This is a genomic window from Aeromonas sp. FDAARGOS 1416, from assembly GCF_019048085.1.
GTDB lineage: Bacteria > Pseudomonadota > Gammaproteobacteria > Enterobacterales > Aeromonadaceae > Aeromonas > Aeromonas veronii.
The window spans coordinates 2,791,635-2,813,849 of record NZ_CP077301.1; the positions used below are offsets into that span (position 1 = coordinate 2,791,635).

General features: G+C 58.2%; 25 protein-coding genes. 14 read left to right on the forward strand and 11 right to left on the reverse strand.

Annotation, left to right across the window (positions count from 1 at the left end; genetic code table 11):
* Positions 1 to 54: 54 nt before the first annotated feature.
* The 4 genes from I6L46_RS12425 to dnaB form a co-directional block, all read right to left on the reverse strand.
* A protein-coding gene (locus I6L46_RS12425) for an IS3 family transposase (protein ID WP_216975733.1) occupies positions 55 to 1,274 on the reverse strand; the annotation gives its coding sequence in 2 pieces (ribosomal slippage) (positions 55 to 926 and positions 926 to 1,274; 1,221 coding nt in all).
* Between the two features lie 127 nt (positions 1,275 to 1,401).
* On the reverse strand, positions 1,402 to 1,821 hold the full coding sequence (locus tag I6L46_RS12430; protein WP_043820871.1) for a secondary thiamine-phosphate synthase enzyme YjbQ: 420 nt from the start codon (positions 1,819 to 1,821) through the stop codon (positions 1,402 to 1,404).
* Positions 1,821 to 2,894, reverse strand: coding sequence for an alanine racemase (gene alr / locus I6L46_RS12435; RefSeq protein ID WP_216975735.1), 1,074 nt, complete (start codon positions 2,892 to 2,894; stop codon positions 1,821 to 1,823). Before alr ends, I6L46_RS12430 begins: the two co-directional genes overlap by 1 nt.
* A 199-nt stretch (positions 2,895 to 3,093) precedes the next feature.
* The gene (dnaB, locus tag I6L46_RS12440; protein WP_201938774.1) at positions 3,094 to 4,488 is read right to left on the reverse strand and encodes a replicative DNA helicase; all 1,395 of its coding nucleotides are present in this window, start codon (positions 4,486 to 4,488) and stop codon (positions 3,094 to 3,096) included.
* A gap of 363 nt (positions 4,489 to 4,851) precedes the next feature.
* Between dnaB and I6L46_RS12445 the strand changes: the two genes are divergently transcribed.
* Entirely contained in the window at positions 4,852 to 5,712 is an 861-nt protein-coding gene (locus tag I6L46_RS12445) for a Tim44 domain-containing protein (protein WP_216975737.1), read from the forward strand.
* Between the two features lie 426 nt (positions 5,713 to 6,138).
* Here I6L46_RS12445 and slyD read toward each other — a convergent pair whose 3' ends face one another.
* Positions 6,139 to 6,810: a peptidylprolyl isomerase gene (gene slyD, locus I6L46_RS12450; RefSeq protein WP_100645229.1), complete on the reverse strand. Its 672-nt coding sequence runs from the start codon at positions 6,808 to 6,810 to the stop codon at positions 6,139 to 6,141.
* Between the two features lie 143 nt (positions 6,811 to 6,953).
* Positions 6,954 to 7,157 (reverse strand): YheV family putative zinc ribbon protein, encoded by a 204-nt coding sequence (locus tag I6L46_RS12455; protein ID WP_005335287.1) that lies wholly within the window; start codon positions 7,155 to 7,157, stop codon positions 6,954 to 6,956.
* 39 nt (positions 7,158 to 7,196) lie between these two features.
* Between I6L46_RS12455 and I6L46_RS12460 the strand changes: the two genes are divergently transcribed.
* The 3 genes from I6L46_RS12460 (at position 7,197) to I6L46_RS12470 (ending at position 9,962) form a co-directional block, all read left to right on the forward strand.
* Positions 7,197 to 7,856 carry a hypothetical protein gene (locus tag I6L46_RS12460; protein WP_216975739.1) on the forward strand — a complete coding sequence of 220 codons (660 nt, stop codon included), beginning with the start codon at positions 7,197 to 7,199 and terminating at the stop codon, positions 7,854 to 7,856.
* A gap of 153 nt (positions 7,857 to 8,009) precedes the next feature.
* Positions 8,010 to 8,909 (forward strand): chemotaxis protein, encoded by a 900-nt coding sequence (locus I6L46_RS12465; RefSeq protein WP_216975741.1) that lies wholly within the window; start codon positions 8,010 to 8,012, stop codon positions 8,907 to 8,909.
* Positions 8,910 to 8,975: 66 nt separating this feature from the next.
* Positions 8,976 to 9,962: a hydrolase gene (locus tag I6L46_RS12470; protein WP_216975743.1), complete on the forward strand. Its 987-nt coding sequence runs from the start codon at positions 8,976 to 8,978 to the stop codon at positions 9,960 to 9,962.
* Here I6L46_RS12470 and I6L46_RS12475 read toward each other — a convergent pair.
* Positions 9,941 to 11,092, reverse strand: a complete 1,152-nt coding sequence (locus I6L46_RS12475) for a GGDEF domain-containing protein (RefSeq protein WP_216975745.1) — start codon at positions 11,090 to 11,092, stop codon at positions 9,941 to 9,943. The two genes, I6L46_RS12470 and I6L46_RS12475, sit on opposite strands and share 22 nt — an antisense overlap.
* 97 nt (positions 11,093 to 11,189) lie before the next feature.
* Here I6L46_RS12475 and I6L46_RS12480 point away from each other — a divergent pair, with 97 nt between their 5' ends.
* The 3 genes from I6L46_RS12480 to I6L46_RS12490 are packed head-to-tail and all read left to right on the forward strand — an operon-like array spanning position 11,190 to position 12,886.
* Entirely contained in the window at positions 11,190 to 11,414 is a 225-nt protein-coding gene (locus I6L46_RS12480; protein ID WP_005335298.1) for a YheU family protein, read from the forward strand.
* Positions 11,415 to 11,466: 52 nt separating this feature from the next.
* Positions 11,467 to 12,336, forward strand: a complete 870-nt coding sequence (locus I6L46_RS12485) for a phosphoribulokinase (RefSeq protein ID WP_005335299.1) — start codon at positions 11,467 to 11,469, stop codon at positions 12,334 to 12,336.
* A 16-nt stretch (positions 12,337 to 12,352) separates the two neighbouring features.
* The gene (locus tag I6L46_RS12490) at positions 12,353 to 12,886 is read left to right on the forward strand and encodes a DUF4136 domain-containing protein (protein WP_005335300.1); all 534 of its coding nucleotides are present in this window, start codon (positions 12,353 to 12,355) and stop codon (positions 12,884 to 12,886) included.
* A 141-nt stretch (positions 12,887 to 13,027) separates the two neighbouring features.
* Here I6L46_RS12490 and I6L46_RS12495 read toward each other — a convergent pair whose 3' ends face one another.
* Together I6L46_RS12495 and I6L46_RS12500 are read right to left on the reverse strand one after the other, a co-directional pair.
* A complete protein-coding gene (locus I6L46_RS12495; protein WP_005348285.1) occupies positions 13,028 to 13,324 on the reverse strand; it encodes an MliC family protein in 297 nt (98 codons plus the stop codon).
* Positions 13,325 to 13,417: 93 nt separating this feature from the next.
* Positions 13,418 to 13,822 carry an OsmC family protein gene (locus I6L46_RS12500; protein WP_216975748.1) on the reverse strand — a complete coding sequence of 135 codons (405 nt, stop codon included), beginning with the start codon at positions 13,820 to 13,822 and terminating at the stop codon, positions 13,418 to 13,420.
* Positions 13,823 to 14,122: 300 nt separating this feature from the next.
* Between I6L46_RS12500 and crp the strand changes: the two genes are divergently transcribed.
* The 4 genes from crp to I6L46_RS12520 all read left to right on the forward strand — a co-directional run bounded on the left by crp (position 14,123) and on the right by I6L46_RS12520 (position 17,945).
* A complete protein-coding gene (gene crp, locus I6L46_RS12505; RefSeq protein WP_005335304.1) occupies positions 14,123 to 14,761 on the forward strand; it encodes a cAMP-activated global transcriptional regulator CRP in 639 nt (212 codons plus the stop codon).
* 125 nt (positions 14,762 to 14,886) lie between these two features.
* Positions 14,887 to 15,687, forward strand: coding sequence for a putative RNA methyltransferase (locus tag I6L46_RS12510; protein ID WP_139733426.1), 801 nt, complete (start codon positions 14,887 to 14,889; stop codon positions 15,685 to 15,687).
* A gap of 341 nt (positions 15,688 to 16,028) precedes the next feature.
* Positions 16,029 to 17,135, forward strand: coding sequence for a porin (locus I6L46_RS12515; RefSeq protein ID WP_043820833.1), 1,107 nt, complete (start codon positions 16,029 to 16,031; stop codon positions 17,133 to 17,135).
* A gap of 174 nt (positions 17,136 to 17,309) precedes the next feature.
* A complete protein-coding gene (locus I6L46_RS12520; protein ID WP_216975750.1) occupies positions 17,310 to 17,945 on the forward strand; it encodes a murein L,D-transpeptidase catalytic domain family protein in 636 nt (211 codons plus the stop codon).
* A gap of 77 nt (positions 17,946 to 18,022) precedes the next feature.
* On the opposite strand, the gene I6L46_RS12525 is transcribed toward I6L46_RS12520, so the two are convergent.
* Positions 18,023 to 18,454, reverse strand: a complete 432-nt coding sequence (locus tag I6L46_RS12525) for a universal stress protein (protein WP_005335309.1) — start codon at positions 18,452 to 18,454, stop codon at positions 18,023 to 18,025.
* Between the two features lie 188 nt (positions 18,455 to 18,642).
* Between I6L46_RS12525 and I6L46_RS12530 the strand changes: the two genes are divergently transcribed.
* A complete protein-coding gene (locus I6L46_RS12530) occupies positions 18,643 to 19,386 on the forward strand; it encodes an ABC transporter substrate-binding protein (RefSeq protein WP_216975752.1) in 744 nt (247 codons plus the stop codon).
* A gap of 119 nt (positions 19,387 to 19,505) precedes the next feature.
* Here I6L46_RS12530 and I6L46_RS12535 read toward each other — a convergent pair whose 3' ends face one another.
* Complete coding sequence (locus I6L46_RS12535; RefSeq protein WP_005335311.1) at positions 19,506 to 19,958, reverse strand: RNA methyltransferase; 453 nt, start codon at positions 19,956 to 19,958, stop codon at positions 19,506 to 19,508.
* 204 nt (positions 19,959 to 20,162) lie between these two features.
* Between I6L46_RS12535 and I6L46_RS12540 the strand changes: the two genes are divergently transcribed.
* Both I6L46_RS12540 and I6L46_RS12545 read left to right on the forward strand, forming a co-directional pair.
* Positions 20,163 to 21,254 carry a PfkB family carbohydrate kinase gene (locus I6L46_RS12540; protein WP_204480055.1) on the forward strand — a complete coding sequence of 364 codons (1,092 nt, stop codon included), beginning with the start codon at positions 20,163 to 20,165 and terminating at the stop codon, positions 21,252 to 21,254.
* Positions 21,248 to 22,156, forward strand: a complete 909-nt coding sequence (locus I6L46_RS12545; protein WP_204480057.1) for a pseudouridine-5'-phosphate glycosidase — start codon at positions 21,248 to 21,250, stop codon at positions 22,154 to 22,156. Before I6L46_RS12540 ends, I6L46_RS12545 begins: the two co-directional genes overlap by 7 nt.
* Positions 22,157 to 22,215 lie beyond the last annotated feature (59 nt).

Consider the following 22,215-nt stretch of genomic DNA (forward strand, 5'->3'; position numbering starts at 1 on the left):
AAGAGTGTCTAGTCCTGAAATAGGTTTACACATTTTCAACTAGCATTTCTCTACTCAGAACCCCCTATGTACCGCATCGGGGGTTCTGTATTTCAACGCATGATGCGGCCGCTCCGCGTTGTAAATATCTACTGCTTCACGCACCATCTCCCGCGCTTGCGCCAAATCCTGCGGGCTTTGCAACAATAACTCTCCTTTCAAAATCCCGTTCACCCGCTCCGCCAACGCATTCTGATAACAGTCATACCCATCCGTCATCGAGCATTTCACCCCGTACCGTTCATGTAATGATTGATACAGTCCCGAGCAATACTGCACGCCGCGGTCTGAGTGATGGATTAGCTCCCCGCCGCCACGCCGTTGCTTCAGCGCTTTCTTGAACGCCATCGCCACCGATTCGGCATGCATCCCTTCGTGCACGTGATGGCCCACTATCTTGCGTGAGTACGCATCCGTCACCAGGCTCAGGTACAGCGGTCCGCTCCTGGCTGGCAGATAGGTGATATCTGCAACCCAGACCTGCTCCGGGGCCACCGGCGTAACCTGCTCTGGCCCCGCCTTGAGCAAGTTGGGATGACGGTAGAAACGGTGAAAACTGTGGGTGGTCTTGTGATACGCCCGTCTGGGTGGCACCAGCAGGCGGTGCTCGGTCAATATCCGAAACAGCCTGTCCCGCCCGACCTTGAGCCCGTCATCATCCTGACCCTGCAGCAGATAATGCAGCTTGCGAGTGCCCACCCGCGGTTGTCGCAGTCGAACCTGACGCACGAAGCGCACCACCTGCAATCCCTGTGCATGGCGCTCGTCGGCGACCCGATTGCGCTTGTAGTAAGCCTGCCGGCTTATCCCGAGAAACAGGCAAGCCCTGACAATGGTCAGCCTCTCGACTTGCCGCTGCGAGAGGACTTGCCGGGTCGCTTTTTTACGATGGAGACGCCGTAGTCATTCTTCAGTACATCGACGACGGCCTCAAAGAACTGGGCTTTCTGACTCATCAGCGCCAGCTGTTGCTCGAGTTCCTTGATGCGCTGTTCGGGTGTCTGGTTGTCGGGGTCAGGCATGGTGATGCTCCTGCCGGCACGTACAGAAGCCCCCTGGCTCCAATCTTGCCGACTAGGTTTACGCAACCATACCAGAACGGTGGAGCGGCCCTGAATGCCATAACGCACCTGAGCCTGTTTGTAGGTGAGCTCGCCTTTTTCAATCTGCTCGACCAGTGCCAGTTTAAAAGTCAGCGAGTAATCGCGCTGTGTCCGTTTCACACCTTGTCCCATCGGGTTCTCCATTTATTGGGGGGGAAAGGTGTAAACCATATTCAGGACGGCACAGTAGGAAAAAAAGAGGGATGGCTCGGCGCCATCCCTCTTTTTTATCGTCATCTTTCAGCTAGTTGTAGTCTGATTACTCACCCTGCAGGGTCACCAGCACCTTGCGGGCGCCGCCATCGACACGATGCTCGCCAAGCCAGATCCCCTGCCAGGTGCCGAGCGCCAACTGACCATCACGAACTGGCAGCAGCAGGCTCACCCCGAGCAGGGAGGATTTGATGTGGGCGGGCATGTCATCCGGCCCCTCATAGGTGTGGCGATAGTAGGGGGCATCCTCCGGCGCCAGCCGGTGCAGATGAGCCTCCATATCGCTGCGCACGCTGGGGTCGCAGTTCTCGTTGAGGGTAAGCGAGGCGGAGGTGTGTTGCAGCAGCAGGTGCGCCATGCCGACCCGGTAATCCGCCAGCATCGGCAGTTTGGCCACCAGCTCGTCGGTCACCAGATGAAAGCCCCGCGAACGGGGCTTCAACGTCAGCAGGCACTGCTGCCACATCAGACGTACTCCATAAAGACGCGGGAGGTGAGCTTGGTGATGAGCTCGTAGGGGATGGTACCAATCTCGTCGGCCACCCGCTCCACCGGCAGCCCCTCACCCCACAGCACCGCCTCGTCGCCGGCCTTGTCGGTCGCGCCTGGCCCCAGATCGACGGTGCTCATATCCATGGAGACACGCCCCACCAGCGGCACGATGCGGCCGTTGATCAGCACGGAAGTGCCATTGGGCGCCATGCGCGGATAACCGTCACCGTAGCCTATGGCAATCACGCCAAGGCGAGTGTCACGATCCGCTACCCAGTTGGCGCCGTAGCCCACCGGCTCGCCCGCCTTGTGATCCCGCACCGCAATCAGCTGGGTCTTCAAGGTCATCACCGGTTGCAGGTCGTAATCGGCCGCCACCGTGTTGGGGAACGGCGACACGCCATAGAGAATGACGCCGGGGCGTACCCAGTCGCAGTGGGAGTCAGGCCAGGCCAGAATGCCCGCCGAGTTGGCCATGGCCCGCTCGCCCAGGAGCGGCGCGGTCAACTTGCTGAACAAGTCGATCTGCTCGCGGGTGGTGGGCTGCTCCAGCTCATCGGAGCGGCTGAAGTGGGTCATGATGTTGAACGGCTGCACCACGTTCTTGCACTTAGCAAGGCGCTCGATAAAGGCGGGCATCTCGTCGGCACGCACCCCGAGCCGGTGCATGCCGGTGTCGAGCTTGAGCCAGGCCACCACGGGGGCTGGCAACTCGGCCTGCTCCAGCGCTTCGAGCTGCTCCCAGGTGTGAACCGCCGTCTGCAGGTTGTTGGCCGCCAGCACCGGCAGATCGTCGGCGGAGAAGAAGCCCTCCAGCAGCACAATGGGTTTGACCACGGCGCAGGAGCGCAGCATCAGCGCCTCTTCGATACGGGCCACCGCATAGGCATCCGCATCCACCAGGGTGCGGGCGACCGGCAGCAGTCCGTGGCCATAGGCGTTGGCCTTGACCACAGCGATGATCTTGCAAGCGGGAGTGTGGCGCTTGACCACGGCGAGGTTGTGGCGCAAGGCCGCAGTGTTGATTTGGGCAGTAGCCGCTTTCATGGTTTTCCCTTACGAGGGCACAAATGGTCTCCCCCTCATCGGGCCGAAGACCGCCACTCACTTATCGTCGTCGAAGGCCGGACCGGCATAATTGTCGAACCGGGAAAACATGCTCTGACGGGCTGCCTCTCAATAAATGGCAAACGGGTCAGAGCGGTAGTGGCAATCCTGACCACAGGATTGCCCTGATTGTTACTTATCAATAATCGTCGTCAAACGCCGGGCCGGCATAGTTGTCGAACCGGGAGAACTGACCCTGGAAGGTGAGGCGCACACGGCCGATGGGGCCGTTACGCTGCTTGCCGATAATGATCTCGGCAATCCCCTTGTCCGGGCTGTCATCGTGATAAACCTCATCACGATAGATAAACATGATCAAATCCGCATCCTGCTCGATGGAGCCCGATTCACGAAGATCCGAGTTGACCGGGCGCTTGTCGGCCCGCTGTTCCAGGCTTCGGTTCAGCTGAGAGAGTGCCACCACAGGGCACTGCAGCTCTTTCGCCAGCGCCTTGAGGGAGCGGGAGATTTCACCGATCTCCAGAGTCCGGTTGTCGGAGAGGCTGGGAACCCGCATCAGCTGCAAATAGTCCACCATGATCATGCTGATGCCGCCGTTGTCCCGCGCCACCCGACGAGCGCGGGAGCGCACTTCGGTCGGGGTGAGGCCGGAGGAGTCATCGATATACATCTTGCCCTTCTCCAGCAGCAATCCCATGGTGGAGGAGAGACGGGCCCAATCCTCGTCGTCGAGCTGACCGGTACGCACCTTGGTCTGGTCGATACGCCCCACCGAGGCGAGCATACGCATGATGATCTGCTCGGAGGGCATCTCCAGCGAGAAGATAAGCACCGGCTTGTCGGCGGTTAGGGCCGCATGCTCGCACAGGTTCATGGCAAAGGTGGTCTTGCCCATTGAGGGACGGGCCGCCACGATGATCAAGTCCGAACGCTGCAAACCGGCGGTCATCTTGTCCAGATCGTTGTAACCGCTCGATACCCCGGTCACCCCGTTGTGGGGGGTCTTGAACAGCTCTTCAATCTTGTCGACGGTCTGCTCGAGGATCAGCTTGAGCGGCTGGGGGCCTTCGTTGGCGCTGGTGCGCTGCTCGGCGATCTGGAATACCTTGCTCTCGGCCAGATCGAGCAGATCGTTGGAGGTACGGCCCTGCGGCTCGTAGCCCGCTTCGACGATCTCGTTGGCGACCGAGATCATCTCCCGCACCACCGCCCGCTCGCGCACGATTTCCGCGTAAGCGTTGATGTTGGCGGCACTCGGGGTGTTCTTGGCGATCTCCACCAGATAGGCGAAGCCACCCGCCTCTTCCAGCTGTTCGGAGCGTTCCAGCTCCTCCTGCAGGGTGATGAGGTCAATGGGGTTGCCCGCGTTGGAGAGGCGGGTCATGGCCTGGAAGATCAACCGGTGCGGACGGCTGTAGAAATCCTGATCGATAACCCGTTCGGCAACCCGATCCCAGGCATCGTTATCCAGCATCAGGCCGCCCAGTACGGACTGTTCGGCCTCAAAAGAGTGGGGAGGAACTTTCAGCTGTTGTGTCTTGGCGTCTTTTTTCGCCGTCACTTGCTCTGCCATACACATAAAAACCGCAGCGGGAAGGGGACGGGAATTTTACAAAAGAAAGCCAACTACGGCGAGCCCTATCTGGCGGCTCATACCATCATAAAGGGCCAAACCAGAGTCTGCTCTACCTTGACCATTTTGATTTTGCTTCGCATTTTGCGCTCCTTGCGACTCAATCTTCTGCTTTTCATCCGGTTTACTCCTCTTGTTTGACGCCGCATCGCGGCAACCTCGTTCATGAATAATTCATGCCAGAGGTGATATTGATGAATACAAGCTGCGACACAATTAGGGACAGGCAGCCTGCCATGCGCCTTGCTGAGCTTGCCAAAGCGGAGCATGCCCCACCCACAGACGAGAGTGAAAAGAGTCAAAATGAAAAAGATGCTGACCCTGTTTGCCGTGATCCTGGCCATTGGCCTGGGGGCACCTCACGCCGAAGCCAAGAAATTTGGCGGCGGCAAATCCTTTGGTAAAAGTTACAAAACTGCGCCGGCCCAGCCTGCGGCCAAACCGGTCGACAACAAGAATCCGACACTGAATGCCCAGACTCCGCCGAAAAAGAGCGGCATGATGGGCGGCCTGCTGGGCGGCCTGCTGGCCGGTGGCCTGTTTGCCTACCTGCTGGGCAGCGGTGCCTTTGAAGGTCTGCAAGGAATGGACTTCCTGCTGATCGCCCTGCTGGCGCTGGGTGCCGTCTTCCTGATCCGTACCCTGCGCAAGGGCAAGGTCGCGACGCCACAGCCACAACAGGCGGCCTATGCGGGCTATCAGCCACCGCAATCCGCGGCCCCGCAGCAGTTTGAGCAGAGCAACAGCGCACCGCAAGCCACCGGCTTTGCCGACAGCGATGTGCCGTTCCGCCTGCCGCCGGGCTTTGACATGAACAGCTTCCTGGCCGGTGCCCGCGATCACTATCGCACCCTGCAAGAGGCGTGGAACAAGAACGATCTGGAAAAGGTGCGCGAGTACGTCAGCACCGAGCTATTTGAGCAGCTCAAAACCGAGCGCGCCGAACTGACTGGCGACCAGCATACGGAAGTAATGTATGTGGATACCCAGCTGGTACGTGCTGACTATGGCAGCGACTGGGCCCAGGTGAGCGTGCGCTTCAGCGGCCGCTACATGGACCGTCAGGAGCAGGTCGAAGAAGACATCAAGGAGGTGTGGCACCTCGAACGTGATCTGGCCAAGAACAATGCCCCTTGGCATATCGTCGGTATCGAGCAGCTGTAAGGCTTCGAGCCAATCAGTTAGTCACTAGGCAACAGCCAGTCAGTTAAGCCTGACTGGCTATTTTTTTATGGGGCACAACGAGACCAAATAGAGACTGACGCTGGCTCGTTATAGCTGTTGGAACATGAAGTAACTTGGTCATATTGTGCTGATGAAGACACCGATTTGATGACTCGTTTGCAGATGGCGTTTGCGCTCCGCACAAAAGCCCCATCGCGGAACCGAGAGGGAATAATGTTGAGCATTAACCAAAAATAAGCAGCCCTGTTAGCTTGGAAAAAGCCGCGAGCCTATTTGACAGACATAAAAAATCCGAAGCCAGAACAACCGGCTTCGGATTCCATCATCCAAGGAGGAGCAATTAATGAGCATTAATTACTCGGTATGACTCCTACGGCAGATTTTTTATCATCGGCGTGGCCGTGATCAGTGGTGATGGCCCTTTCCACCACAACCGCCGCCACCGCAGCAGCCGCCGTGACCATGGTCATCACCGTGGTCGTGGCCATGATCGTGACCGTGGCCAGCACCACCGCAGCAACCGCCGTGGCCGTGATCCTCATCGTGGTCGTGACCATGACCACCACAGCAGCCGCCGTGATCGTGGTCATGACCATGATCGTGACCGCAACCACCGGCACCGTGAACGTGGCCGTGGGCCAGCTCTTCGGCAGTGGCGGCACGCACGTCCTTGATCTCGACCTTGAAGCCCAGGGTTACGCCTGCCAGCGGATGGTTGCCATCCACTTTGACGAACTCTTCGGACACTTCAACCACGGTCACCGGACGGTGACCATCGTCGGTTTCAGCCACAAAAGTATCCCCTTCGGAGACTTCCATGCCGTCGAACAGCTCGCCCGGTACTTCTTGTACCAGTGTCTCGTCATATTCGCCGTAGGCCTGGCTCGGTGCCAGAGTCACTTCGAAAGCTTCACCTACCGCGCGACCTTCCAGCTCGGCTTCCAGGCCTGAGACCAGGTAACGGGTGCCGTGCAGATAGACCAGCGGCTCTTTGCCGACAGTGCTGTCGATGACTTCACCGTGCTCGTCGGTGACTGTGTATTCCAGCGTAACCACGCTCAGAGGAGCTACTTTCATGTCAGGATCCTGCGGATAGAAAAAAACGGGCTCAGAATACCCTAAAAAGCGGGCCGCGCATATGCCGTGCGGCGCCACGGAGTGACGAAAAAAACGGCAACAGCGTCAGCGAGGAGACCCGCATTCCACCCGCCGTTCCCTTATCAGGGGCGAAACACCCCTATCACCTCTTCCGCCTCTCGAGTCTGCTTGTCGACCTCGGCAGGCGTTTGTACCTGGGTATCGCCACAGGCGACGCAGGTCACCTTCTCGACTCCATGCTCCAGATACAGCATCATGTTATCCAACTTGCCGCACGCCGGGCAGACTGCACCGGCAATGAAGCGTTTTTTACGTCTGGTTTCCATATTTGTTACCTCCAGGCAGCATCATATCAGGGTTTTTACATGCATCACGCCATCGAGTATCACCATTTTTCCTGCCAGGGCCTGCACGCCGGCAACCGCAAACGAACTCCGGTCGGGCAGCTGTTGCGGATCACCCGAGGCGCTGCGCTGCTGAGACTGGGCCAACATGAGCTGTTGCTGCCGGCAGGCAGCAGCTTCTGGCTCTGCGCCGATGCCCTTGCGGCCTTCAGCCCCCTCAGCGGTTGCGAGTACGATCAGCTGAGCGTCTCTTTGCGCGTGCCTCAGCCGCAGCAGGCAGGCTGGCTGCAGACCACCCCGCTGCTCGATGCCCTGCTCGACTCGCTGGCCCGGTGGCAACGTCCGAAAGAGTGGCAAGGGGCCTACGGTCAGCGACTGCAGGTGATCCCGGATGAGCTGCAACAGTGCGCCATCAGCCAGCAGGGTCACGGTGAGCTGCAAGCCTGCTGGCAAGCGCTGGCCAATGGCCAAACGGAGTCTCTGCAACAGTGGGCACAACAAGCCGATGCGCCGGTGGAAGGGAGTGAATTGCAACAACAGTGGCAACTGCTGCAGGCGCTCAGATTGCTTAAAGGCGGCAGCAAACCTGCGCAGGTGGCCAGCAAGCTGGGTTATGCCGATGAGGCCGCATTGCAAGCGGCCTGCCAGCAGTGGGGCGTTGGCGAGGATGGCGATCAATAACCGGACGCTGGTGTGAATGCGCGAACTAAATTGGCTGAATGAGTCCAGTTTTTTGCCAGATGGTCGTTAACAAGGAAGGGCCATTCCCCCCGTAATCCTTTATGCTAGAGGCCTGAAGTGACTGCCAACGTTTCGACCAACAGGACATCTGCCATGACGAGCAAAGCCAATCAATCCCAGGGCATGTTGCTGTTTCACCTTTCAGCCAAACAATCCTTTGCCATCGGTACCCTCAAGGTGAAGGAGATAGTGCCCTACACCCAGCTGACGGCAATGCCCCACTCGCACCCGACCGTGTTGGGGGCCGCCAATATGCGCGGCTCCACCATTCCGGTGATCGACATGGCGATGGCGGTGGGCTATCGCCCCATCAGCAAGGAGGAGATGCCCCACTGCTTCATCATCATTACCGACTGCCGCCGCACCCTGGTGGGCTTTCTGGTACGGGGCATCGACAAGATCACCGAGTGCAACTGGCGCGATATCGAATCGCCCCCCGCCTCCCTCGGCCACAATGTGTTCGTAACCGGCGTGACCCGGGTCAATGACCAGCTGATCCAGCTGCTGGATGTGGAGCTGATCCTCTCTCGGATCTATCCGGATGATCCGAGCCACCTCTATCCGGTGCTGACCGATGTGCAGCGAGAGCGGATCAAGCCGATGCGGATCCTGCTGGTCGATGACTCCTCGGTCGCCCGCCGTCAGCTGATGGCCGCCCTCGACTACATCAATATCCCCTATGAGGTCTGCACCAATGGCAAGGATGCTCTGACCCTGATGCAGACGCGGGCGAGCCAGAAGACCCCGATCGACATTCTGGTGAGCGATATCGAGATGCCGGGGCTCGATGGCTATGAGCTGGCCTTCGAAGTCCAGAGCGACAGCAAACTGGCGGGGGCCTACATCATCCTGCACACCTCCCTCTCCAGCGAGATCAGTGTGGAGCGTGCCCATCAGGTGGGAGCCCATGAGGCGCTGACCAAGTTCGAAGCCAACGAGCTGATCCAGGCCATGCTGCGCGGCGCCGAACATCACGATCGCCTGCTGAAATAAGCCAATGACTGGCGGGAGGAACACACCTCCCGTCCTCCTTATCTTCGACCCAGACCGACTGACCCCATGCTGACCGAGAGCCACTTCCACGCCCCCTGGTGGGCACGCAATCCTCATCTGCAGACCATATTGCCCAAATGGCTGCGCCGCACCCCTGCCCGTTTTGTGGCGGAGCGGTTTGAACTGCAGGATGGGGACTTTGTCGATCTCGCCTGGAGCGGGGAAGTCAGCCTTGATGAACGGCCGCTGATAGTGGTGTTTCACGGGCTGGAGGGAAGCATTCACTCCCACTACGCCAAGGGATTGTTCGCCCATCTGCAGCAAGAAGGCAGAGAGGCTGTGCTGATGCACTTTCGCGGTTGCAGCGGTGAGCCCAACCGCCACCTGCAGGCCTATCACTCCGGCGCCATCGGTGATGCGCAGGAGCTGATTGCCGAGCTGAGCCAGCGCTTCCCGGGCAAACCGCTGATCGCCATCGGCTTTTCACTGGGTGGCAATATGCTGGTCAATCTACTGGCGCGGGCCTGTCCTGCGGCATTGAAAGCGGCGGTGGTGGTCTCGGCCCCGCTGCAACTGGCGAGCTGCGCCGAGCGGGTCAATCAGGGCTTCTCGAAGGTCTATCAGAACTATCTGCTACGCACCATGCGCCGCAACCTGCTCAACAAGATCAGCCAGCAGCAGAAAGCGAGTGAACGCTGGCAACCTCGACAAGTGGAGCAGATTGCCACCCTGCGCGATTTTGACGAGCTGGTTACCGCGCCGCTGCACGGCTTTCACAGCGCCAACCACTACTACCAGAGCTGCTCGGGACTACCGCTGCTGGCTCAGATCCCCATCCCTACCCTTATCCTGCACGCCGCCGACGATCCCTTTATGTCACGCGCGGTCATTCCCCGGCCAGAGCAACTCTCGCCCACGGTGCGCTATGAGTTGAGCCAGCGTGGCGGCCATGTCGGCTTTCTGCACGGCACGCCCTGGCGGCCACGGTTTTGGCTGGATGAACGGATCAGTCGCTGGATTGCCGAACAGAGTCACTCTGCAACACAGAACTGATTGCGTCCCGACTCCTTGGCCCGATAGAGCGCCTGATCGGCCCGCTCCAGCAACTGGCTCGCCCCTTCACCGGACACTGTGCTGGCAATCCCCTGACTCACCGTCACCCAGGGGGCAACATCGGACGCCAGATGCTCCAGCTGCAGGCTGGCCAAGCCATCTTGCAGCCGCTGCGCCACGCTGGCCGCAGCCTGACGGTCGGTATTGGGCAGCAGCAGCACAAACTCCTCTCCGCCATAGCGGGCAACCAGATCAGATGGCGTGCGTACCGCACGGTTAAGCGCTTGTGCCACCTCCTTGAGGCACATATCCCCCACCTGATGGCCGTAGTAGTCGTTGAAGCGCTTGAAATAGTCCACATCGATCAGAATGAGCGATAGAGGAGCGCCGCTCTCCTGGCTATGGGCCAACGCGCGCTCCAACTCGATATTGAAATGCCGCCGGTTGGCGACTCCGGTCAGAGGATCTTGCTTGGCGAGCTGATCAAGTTGGCGCAGCAGCGTCAGATTTTCATGCTCCCGCATGATCGCCAACTCAAACCAGCGGTGCAGCATGCGGCGGCCAACCTCCAGCGCAATCACGCCAAACAACACTCCAAGCAGGTAGATCTGGGGAAAATCGACGCGCAAAAAGAGCTCCAACCCTACACCCACCGTCATCGGGCCCAAGAGATAGCCATAAAAAACCTTGCGATCGGGATAAAACGCGATGAGCGCGGCCAGCAGGTTGAGCCGCATGATCCCGTTGGCATAGCTGACCCCTCCCCGCAGCTCCACCTGACCAATCGTATAGATATGCAGCGTCCAGAGTCCGCCCCATAGCACCATCACCAGTGCAGCCATCCGTAACCAGAGGCGGTCCTGCATATGGTCACAAAACAGGCTGACAACAGGTAGCAGCAATAGCACCACCATGACCAGGGCCAGCTCACTCTGAAAGCGCCAGGGCAAGCTGTCATCACTGGCTAGCCCGACCTGGCTGTAAACCTCGTAGCGTATCGAAAGAAACAACACCACCAGCCAGTTCAACAACCAGAACCACACCATGCCTCGGGCAATCGCCTCTCGACGTGCGCTGTCCAGATGCTCAGTCAGGGTTAACGGCGCGCTGCGCTGCGCTTCAGACAACATCTCTCAGACTCCGGTGAAAAGGTAAAAAGTGATTGCATTCGCGGGATTCAACACAACAATAGCCTGACGATCACCTCTTTTGCTGTGAGACCTTTAAATGATCATTCCCTGGCAAGAACTGGACGGCGACACCCTGACCAACCTGATCGAACACTTTGTGTTGCAGGAGGGAACAGAATATGGAGAGCAGGATGTACCGCTTGGCGTCAAAGTCGATGCAGTGAGAGAACAATTACAGCAAGGCAAAGCTGTCATCGTCTATAGCGAGCTGCACGAATCGGTCAATATCGTGATGAAAGACCGCTTCATCGAGCAGTCTTGACCCAACCGCAATCCGGACCTTATAACGGAATTCCCAAGGAAGAGAGAATCCCATGTCGGCCAAGCACCCCATTATTGCTGTTACCGGTTCGTCCGGTGCTGGCACCTCCACCTCCACCAACGCCTTTCGCTCCATGTTCCATCAACTGGGATATACCGCGGCTGTGGTGGAAGGTGACAGTTTTCACCGCTACACCCGACCGGAAATGGATGTAGCGATCCGCAAGGCGCGCGAACAGGGGCGCCATATCAGCTATTTTGGCCCTGAGGCCAATGACTTCGGGCTGCTGGAGAGCTTTTTCCAGGGCTATGGGCAGGATGGCAATGGCCAGTATCGCCGCTACCTGCACAGCTTTGACGAGGCGGTGCCCTTCAACCAGATGCCCGGCACCTTCACCCCCTGGCAGCATCTGCCCAGCAATACCGATCTGCTGTTTTATGAAGGGCTGCACGGCGGTGTGGTTACCGAGGATCACAATGTGGCGCGCCACGTGGATTTTCTGATAGGTGTAGTACCCATCGTCAACCTGGAGTGGATCCAGAAGCTGATCCGCGATACCTCGGAGCGAGGGCATTCTCGCGAGGCGGTGACCGACTCCATCGTTCGCTCCATGGATGACTACATCAACTTCATCACCCCGCAGTTCTCGCGCACCCATATCAACTTCCAACGGGTGCCGACGGTGGATACCTCCAACCCCTTCAGCGCCAAGGTGATCCCGAGTCTGGACGAGAGTATGCTGGTGATCCGGTTTCGCGGTATCAAGCAGGTGGATTTCCCCTACCTGCTGTCGATGATCGATGGCTCATTCATGTCGCGGATGAACACCATAGTGGTGCCGGGTGGCAAGATGGGCTTTGCGATGGAGCTGATCCTGCGCCCGCTCATCCAGCAATTGATCGAAACCGGCAAAATAACCTGATTCAAAGGAGTTCACGATGCGGCTTGCTTATCTCTCTGTGGCACTGCTCGCCCTGCTTGGCGGTTGCAGCAGCGGGCCGGCGGCCCCCACGCTGGAGTCCGGCACCATGCTGGTTCGCCCGATGGGCAACTGGACCTATGGTGCAACCCCGCGCTACGCCCTGGCCGAACAGTATCAATTTGCCGGTGAGTTGGCGGAAGGGTGGCTGGAGCCGATGCAGCAGGCGGTAAGCCGGGAGCTCAATGGCAAGGGATGGCAGAGTGCACCGCTCGACGAGGCGGATCTGTGGGTCGCCATCGGCGTCGCGGGCGGCAAGGATATGAGTGATGGCGAGATTTTCGCACGTCTTGGCATGACACCCGGGGTATATGCCTCGGCCAACCAGCGCAAAGGGTCGCTGGCCATCGTGCTGCTCGATCGCAAAACCCAGAAAGCAGTCTGGAGCAGCATCATCCAGCTGACCAGCGATGTGAGCATTGCAGACAGCCAGCGTCAGGCACTCAGCCAACAGCTCGCGGCCGAGCTGCTCAATCGCGTCCCCACCAACTAACGCTTGTTTAGTGATAATGGATGGATAGAAAAACGGCTTGCCTCCCGGCAAGCCGTTTTTTGTGGTCTCAACCTCTTGACCCAATCCGGCCTAGGCCAGACTCGGGCATAAAGCCGCACACCTTCAGCTATCCGTGGTCACTTATTTGAGCGTACAGGTCAGCAGTGTGACCCCTTTCTGGGTGAGGAGAGCTTGTTTCTCTTGATTCCAGAAGGTGGTCAGGCCGTCAGAATATTTGGCGCCAGACTCTGACTCAACACGCGCCAGCTTGTGGTAAACCCCGGCATAGGGGAACTGCACCATGTCAGCCTGGGCATCATAGGTAACGGCCAGCATCTCTTCGCCACACTGGTATTGGCTGTATTGATACTGGGTAGGTTGCGGGCTGCTGCACGCCGCCAGGCCCAAAAGGGGAAGCAGAGCGATCAATTTTTTCATTGCACTTTCCTTATGTAATGGCTTTATGTCATGGCCTTGTGCAGTGGCCTTACGTAACGGCCTTATGCCAGGGTACCAACGAAACAATCGTTATCAAGCTTCAACAATTTGATAACTATGGGTAATTTGTACCGCTTTTTCCAACATCAGGGAAACAGAACAATATTTTTCCATCGACAGCTCGACCGCTCTGGCCACCTGTTTCTCTGCCAATCCCTTGCCTGTCACCACGAAGTGCAGATTAATCTTCTCGAAAACCCGGGGCACACTATCGACCCGTTCGCCACTGACATCGACATGGCATGCGGTCACCGACTGGCGCGCTTTTTCGAGGATGGAGACCACATCAATGGAACTGCAGCCACCGACCGCCAGCAGGATCATCTCCATCGGGCTGGCCCCCTCACCGGGGTTGGCACCATCCAGGATCACCTTGTGACCAGATTCACTCTCACCCACAAACTTCATCCCTTCCATCCAGCTGACCTTTGCTTTCATCTCGCACTCTCTCCTGTTAATCATGATGATGGATCCCTAGCATAACCCAGTCGCTTATCTCTGCCGAACAGGGGGAGTTGGGATGGAAATAGATCAAAATCAACATCTCCGACCTCTATCTTCCCTAGAATGGCCGAAGCGGCGCAGCAGGCATTACTCAAAGGGCTCTGTCAAAAGCCCGCAAAGCCTTGTCAGCACAGGCAAAGGCTCTTATCCTACTGCGACCAATACAAGGAATGGCAAGATTGGCAGCTTGCCCGGACGCACAAGTCCATAAAAAGACACTACAGAGGAATTCTCATGGTCATTGGCAAACCGCAAAGCGATCCCACCCTGGAATGGTTCTTGTCGCACTGCCACATTCATAAGTATCCCGCCAAGAGCACCCTGATCCATGCGGGTGAAAAAGCGGAGACCCTCTACTACATCGTCAAGGGCACTGTGGCCGTCTTGATCAAGGACGATGAGGGCAAAGAGATGATCCTCTCCTATCTGAACCAGGGGGATTTCCTGGGCGAGATGGGGATGTTCGAGGAGAACGAGAATCCCGAGCGCTCCGCCTGGGTTCGCGCGAAAGGCTCTTGCGAAGTGGCAGAGATCTCCTACAAGAAGTTCCGCCAGCTGATCCAGGTCAACCCGGACATTCTGATGCGTCTCTCTGGCCAGATGGCCAAGCGCCTGCAACACACCAGCCAGAAAGTGGGTAACCTCGCCTTCCTGGATGTGACCGGCCGGATCGCCCAGACCCTGCTCAACCTGGCCAAACAGCCGGATGCCATGACCCACCCGGATGGCATGCAGATCAAGATCACCCGTCAGGAGATCGGCCAGATCGTCGGCTGCTCTCGTGAAACCGTGGGCCGCATCCTGAAGATGCTGGAAGAGCAGGAGCTCATCTCTGCTCACGGCAAGACCATTGTGGTATTTGGCACTCGCTGATGACCCGTCCGCAGGCCTGACTGAGGCCTTGGGATAAAAAAGGCTGCTACGGCAGCCTTTTTTGATCCTCTCCCCTATAATCCCGAACGCCCTTCACTGTTCCGGCATTCGCCCAGAGAGTTACTATGCACCTTCAATGTCCCCGCTGCCGCAGTCCGCTCCATCTTCATGAAGCCTCCCAGGGACGCTATTGCGACAACAAGCATCACTTCGATCCGGCACCGGAAGGTTATCTGGATCTCATCCCCGGCAAGAAAAACCCCAAAGACAGCGACAGCCGTGCCCTGATGCGCGCCAAGCACCATTTCCTGGAAGCCGGCCACCAACTGCCGCTGGTTGAGGCCATGGCCGCCCTGCTCGCTCCGCTGGCCCCACAAGAGCTGATCCATCTTGGGTGCGGTGAAGGCTACTACTGCCGCGCGCTGGCAGAGCGCCTGCCCGGCTGGCAGTTTGCTGGGGTTGATATCGCCAAGAACACCATCTTTGCCGCCAAAAAAGCGCAGCCGGACGGCCAGTTTGTCATTGCCGATCCCGCTCGCGCGCCGTTGCAACCGGGCTCTGCTCAGGTGCTGCTGGTCAACGATCTCAAGGTCAAGACCGAGCAGCTGGTCAGCTGGCTGGCCCCCGGTGGCTATCTGCTCTATCTGCAGCCGGGCCCGCGCCATCAGTGGCAACTACGGGTCAGCCTCAATCCGGTGAGCATGGAACACCCCCTCAGCTGGCCAACCCTCGGCGGCCTCAATCCGATGGCTCAACAGCGCTGCCAGTTCAGCCTCACCATGGATCAGGCCATGCGCAGCTTTATTCTGGAGACCAGCCGTCTCGGCTGGCGGGCGACCGGTGAGCAGCGTCACGCTTTCGCTCAACAGGGCCCGAATGAACTGGAACAGGATCTGCTGCTGACCCTGTGGCAAAAGCCTATCTGATCACTGGCGGGAGCCTTGCAAGGCTCCCGCCCCGCTTTTCCCGCCCCGCCCCATTCTCCCCTGCGTGATCTAGCTCACAACTTGAGCCATCGACCTTGTTGCTCAGAACAGCCTTGATGTCAAAAAAGTCACTAGAAAATAATTCATTGAATTTAATCTCTTTTTATCTTGTCAAAAACCGTCACACCCAGTCTTGATAACGACCTCGTCACCTCAATTAAACAACGATGGATTCAGGCCCAGTCAAGGTTGGGGCGCCTACCGTGTGGCTATCGGACTATTTCCGATTTCACAGAACCGACAACAAGTTCGGAAGTGTTTACATCAGAGGAATAACGCATATGAAGAAGTCTGCACTGACTATTGCCATCTCCAGCCTGCTGCTGGCGAGCGGCGCCCATGCTGCTACCGTTTACAACCAGAACGATACCAAGCTGGAAATCGGCGGCCGTGCACAAGGTGCTTACTACGGTACTGACGACAACGGTTCCGAAGGTGACCAGAGCTACTTCCGTCTGCACGTTGCTGGCGAGACCAAGATTGCTCCCGAGATGAAGGCGTTCGGCTTTGCCGAGTACAACCTGCCGACTTCCGGTTCTGACAACGACGAGCTGCGTTATGCCTATGCCGGCATCAAGCACGACCGTTTCGGCGCCTTCAGCTATGGTCGTCAGGATGGCCTGTTCACCAAGGCCGTCAACAACTATACCGACGTCCTGCCTGAGTGGGGCGGTGACGGCCTGGGCAAAGATACTGAAGTATTCGGCACCGGCCGTACCAACGGTCTGGCCCAGTACATCTACACCTATCAGGGTCTGACTCTGGGTGCCCAGTTCACCGGTAACAACGATCCGCAAAACGCAGGTCGCAGTGCAATCACTGAATCTTTCAACGGCAACACCTACAACGGCGAAAGCTGGAATAGCAAAGGTTCTGCTGAAGGCTTCGCAGTATCTGCCAACTACGATTTCGATATGGGCCTGAGCCTGGGTGCTGCCTATAACCAGGCTGGCAAGACTGACGAGCAAGCTCGCTATGCCGCCTTCGGTGGCGACAAGGATGCCAAGCTGATGGGCTTCGGCGCCAAATATGCAACTGGCGACCTCTACCTGGCTGCAACCTACTCCCACGGTGAAGACCACCTGTTCGTCAACAACGGCTACGCCGAGAAGATGGATGGCTACGAAGCCGTTGCCCAGTACACCATCGGCAAGTTCAAGCCTTCTCTGGCCTACCTGCGCACTGACGTGAAAGACTCCGCTCGCGGTATCGATGATACCTACACCGAGTACGTATCTATCGGTGCCTGGTACAACTTCACCGAGAACTTCAACGCCTACGTTGATTACAAGCTGAACCTGCTGGACTCCGTAGATGGCAAGTCCACCAACTCTCTGGGCAAGAACACCGATGACGTAGTCGCGGTTGCCCTGCAGTACAACTTCTAAGTAATTGGAAGTCAGTTATACCCTGTGATACCAATGTCTACTGTTTGAATTACTTCCGGCCGCTCTGCGGCCGGTTTTTTTATTGCGCCTTTTCAGCACCTTGCATATAACTATCGAGCGGATTGATGGCAATATCCGCGCCGTTGACAGGGAGTGACAAGGAGATATTCACGGATGAGACAAGCGCGCGGTAACATAGACTGGCAACGCGGGTGGCTGTTGTTGCCACTGCTGTTGATATCGCTCATCTGGAGCAGCACGGCAGATGCCAGCTGGGATCAGAGCCTCTATCGTCAACTGGGTCTGGCCGGCAAGCTGGATAAACAGACCTTTCGTCAGGCCCTCAACAGTTATCAAACTGTGCGCCACAAACGCAAACCCATTCTCACCATCATCGATTACAGCAAGCCATCCACCCAGCGCAGGCTGTTTGTCATCGATATGAAACGCCACAAGCTGCTCTATCACACCTGGGTCAGTCATGGCCGCAACTCAGGTGAACTGGCCGCAAAACACTTTTCCAACCAGCTCAACTCCCGGCAAAGTTCCCTTGGCGTCTATCGCACGGCGGAAACCTATCAGGGCAAGCATGGCTACTCCCTGCGGCTGGACGGACTCAGCCCCGGCAAGAACAGCAATGCCCGCAAGCGTGCCATCGTAGTACATGGCGCCGCCTATGCCAGCCCGACCCATCTGCGCAAATATGACAAGCTGGGCCGCAGTTGGGGTTGCCCCGCCCTGCCCAAAGAGCAAGCCAGAGCCATCATAGATACCATCAAGGGGGGGAGTGTCATCTACGCCCACGGCTAGCGGGCACAACACCAGAAAACGCAAGGCCAGCAATCGCTGGCCTTGTTTGTTACGCTTTTCACACTAAACGTGGTGCGTTATTGGCGCACCACCAGTACCGGACAGGGTGCATGACGCACCACAGACTCGGCGACACTGCCTACCAGCAGATGGCTGATACCGGAGCGACCGTGGCTGCCCATCACGATCAGCTCAACCTCATCCTCCTTGGCCTGAATGACGATCTCATCGGCTGCGCGACCAAAGCGAATATCAAAGGTGGCCGGGATCGGCAGGGTGGCAACCAGCTCTTTGAGCTGGGTTCTGGCCTGACGCTCCATCTCGTGGGTTATCTCGATGGCCGTCATATGCAGGATCTTGTAGCTGTCGAAACCGTGCAGTTGATCAACCACGTGGATCAGCTTGAGCTGGGCCTGATGGCTCTGTGCCATAAAAACGGCATAGTCGAGTACCGCGCGAGACATTTGGGAAAAATCGACTGGACAGAGCAGAGTCTTGATCGATGGCATAATGCAGTCTCCTCTACTGATTGGGGTGCTATTGAATCTTTACTCGATCATAACGATCCGAGCGCAAATAACCCTCGACCCTGTCGCAAAATGGAGATGCGAGATGTTTTCTCCGCCCGCCGCGATCAATGCATGGTATAAATCAGGTGATAAATGCTCTCCTCACCCCTGCGAGGATAATGCTGACCATGCTGCGCATCGGTTGTTTGCTGCTTTGCTCTCTATGTGCGATCGCCCACGCTCGCACAGCCGATATTCACGTCTATTGCGATGGCTGGCCCGGTTTCTGCCAACCGGATGGCCGCGGTATCTATCTCGATCTGGTGCGAACCATCTACCAACCCCATGGCTACCAGATCGTGCTCCATATCGTGCCCTACAAACGCGCCGTCGCCATGGTAGCCAGGCAAGAGGGGGATATGGCCATGAGTGTCTATCGGGACGAGATCAAGGGGGCCAAGCAGCCCCATCAGCCAGCCTCCGCCGATGATGTTACCGTCTTCATGCTCAAACAGTGGCAGCCACAATGGCGGGGAGAGCGCAGCCTGGAGGGAGAGACCGTACTCTGGCGGCGAGGATGGGTGCTGGATAAATATCTTCCGGTCACCATGCGATGGCATGAGATCGACAACCATGAGATGGCCCTGCAGCTGATTGGCAAGGGGCGCTATCGCTATTACCTAACCGCTGGCGTGCTCCATTCTGCCGATGAGACCCCAGCCAATATGTACCGCACCATTTTGCGCTGGATCCCGACTTACCCCATTTTTGCCGATACCGAGCAGGGCGACCAGCTACTGCAGTTGTGGGATCAAGAGATGGTGAATCTGATCCGTCGCGGCACGCTGGCCGAGATATATCGCCGTTATCACCTCTATGACTACTATCGCGACTTTCTCGAGGAGCAGGCGGTTAAGGCCGGCGAAAACTGATCCCACCATAGGGGAAAGAGAAGGATACCGCAGCCCCGTCAACCGCGGCCACCGCCAGCAACCTGCCCATGAGCAACACCTTTCCATTGTGGTTTGAGTCACCGTAGCCACGCCACAACTCAGGGTTGCCGGAACCCCTTCGCCAATCGGTCATAGAGGATCACATTGACCGAGGCGGCCAGATTCATGCAGCCCTGAGTTGGCACATAAACCACATCTTTCACCGCGCCATAGAGGGCGGGATCGAGCGTGCCATCCTCCGGCCCGAAGATATAAAAAGCGCGTTCCGGATGGACATAGTCGGGGAGCGGTGTAGCGCCGTCGATCAGATCAACCACCACGGGCACGCATCCCTGCGGGATAAACGCCATCAGGTCATCCACCCCGAGCAGCGGGATCTTCTCCACCATCTGCTTGGTATCAGTGGCAAAGCGGCGCGCCAGCTCGAAGCGGTTGCCGGTGTAGTAGACCTCGTCTACCCCGTAACAACCCGCAGCCCGCATCACGGAGCCGACATTTTCCGGAGACTTGGGATTGACCAACCCCACGCAGCAGAATGCACTCTTTTCCATCATCTCTCCTCATCTTGCGGCGGCCATTATAAGCCGTTGCAGGGCCACCGACCCGTTAAAAGTCCCCTCCCCGGCTAAACCGCTTGCCAACCCAGCTTTGAATGTCGATTTTTTGTGCGCAAGCCGACAAATTTTGTACAAGCCGATAGCCAGCAAACGTTTCCCAGCAATAATAGACAAACGTTTGTAAATGGATGTTTGTCTATGACTGAGCGTGAACAAGAGATCCTCGCCCTGCTGCGTCAGGATCCCATGATTGCCCAGCAGGAGCTGGCCGATCGCCTCGGCATCAGCCGCTCCGCGCTGGCCAGCCACATCTCAAGCCTGATCCGGCAGGGGTATGTGCAAGGCAGAGGTTATGTACTGCGAGAAGGCCCCTACGTGGTGGTGATCGGCGGTGCCAATATGGATATTTGCGGCACCAGCCACGACAACCTGCTGCTCGGCGACTCCAATCCGGGCAAGGTACGCACCTCGGCCGGTGGTGTTGGCCGCAATATCGCCGAGAATCTGGCGCGGCTCGGCAGCGATACCCGACTGCTGACCGCAGTCGGTAACGACCAGTATGGTCACCATCTGCTGGAGGTAAGCCAACGGGCCGGCGTCGATGTGCGCCAGACTCTGGTGCTCGATGGCCACACCACCTCCTGTTATCTCAGCCTGCATGATGGCAGCGGCGAAATGAGCTGTGCCATCAATGACATGGCCATTATCGAGCAGCTCACTCCTGCCCGCCTGACCCCACTCGGTGGCTTTCTCGGCGGTGCCCGGCTCTGGGTGATCGACACCAATCTGGCCATCCACACCCTCGACTGGTTGTTTGACCGGCAAGGTGAGCACGCCATCTTTGTCGATACCGTTTCGGTGGCCAAGGTGGAGAAGATCCGCCCCTGGCTCGGCAAGATCCACACCCTCAAACCCAATCGAAGCGAAGCCGAGCAACTGTGCGGCATGACCATCGCCGGGCCCGAAACCTGGCCCATGGTAGCCGCCTGGTTCCACCGCGCCGGGGTCAAGCGACTGTTCCTCAGTCTGGGTGAACAGGGGATCTTCTACAGCGATGGCGAGCAGCAGGGTCACCTGCCGATACTGGGTAGTCCTGTGCTCAACGTCACCGGCGGCGGGGATGCCTTTATGGCTGGCCTCGCCCACGCCTGGCTGCAAGAGCTCGACATTGCCCAAACCACCCGCTTTGCCCTGGGCTGCGCTGCCCTCACCGTCAATTGTTCCGATACCGTTTTTTCCGGTCTGAGCAAGACCGCCGTTGACCGCATACTGGAGGAGTACTCATGCTGAACGCTTACCTCGATATCCAACCGGAAGTGGCTGCCGCGCTGGCCGCCGGCAAACCGGTCGTTGCCCTCGAATCCACCATCATCTCCCACGGCATGCCTTATCCGCAGAACGTGGAGACGGCCCGTCAGGTGGAGCAGGTGGTGCGCGATAACGGCGCCATTCCGGCGACCATCGCCATCCTCGACGGCCGCCTCAAGGTGGGTCTCGATGCCGGTGCGCTGGAAGCACTCGGCCGGGCAGGCCACAGCGTGACCAAGTGCAGCCGCCGCGACATTTCGTTCGTACTGGCGCGCAAGGGTATGGGGGCCACCACGGTCGCCTCGACCATGATCATCGCCGCCATGGCGGGGATCCGGGTCTTTGCCACCGGCGGTATCGGCGGGGTACATCGCGGTGCGCAAGAGACCTTCGATATCTCCGCCGATCTGCAGGAGCTGGCGCAAACGCCAGTGGCCGTAGTCTGCGCCGGAGCCAAGTCGATCCTCGATATCGGGCTGACCCTGGAGTATCTGGAGACCCAGGGCGTACCGGTGATCGGCTATCAAACCGAGGAGCTGCCCGCCTTCTACACCCGCGAGAGCGGCTTCAGGGTCGATTATCGCCTCGATACCCCGGCAGCCATCGCCGAGGCACTGCGCCTCAAGTGGGAGCTGGGACTGGCGGGCGGCGCCGTGGTGGCCAATCCCATCCCGACCGCACACGCCATGCCGAAAGCCGATATCGACGCAGCCATTGCCCAAGCGCTGCGTGAAGCCGATGAGCAGGGGATCAAGGGCAAGGCGTCAACCCCCTTCCTGCTGGCCCGCGTCTGCGAGCTGACTGGCGGCAACTCGCTCGCCGCCAACATCCAGCTGGTACTGAACAACGCGGCCCTCGGCGCCCGCATCGCCGCCAGCCTCTGATCGCTCGCCGATACCTCGCTATGTAAAAGAGGGCCTCGCGGCCCTCTTGTTGTTTTTGC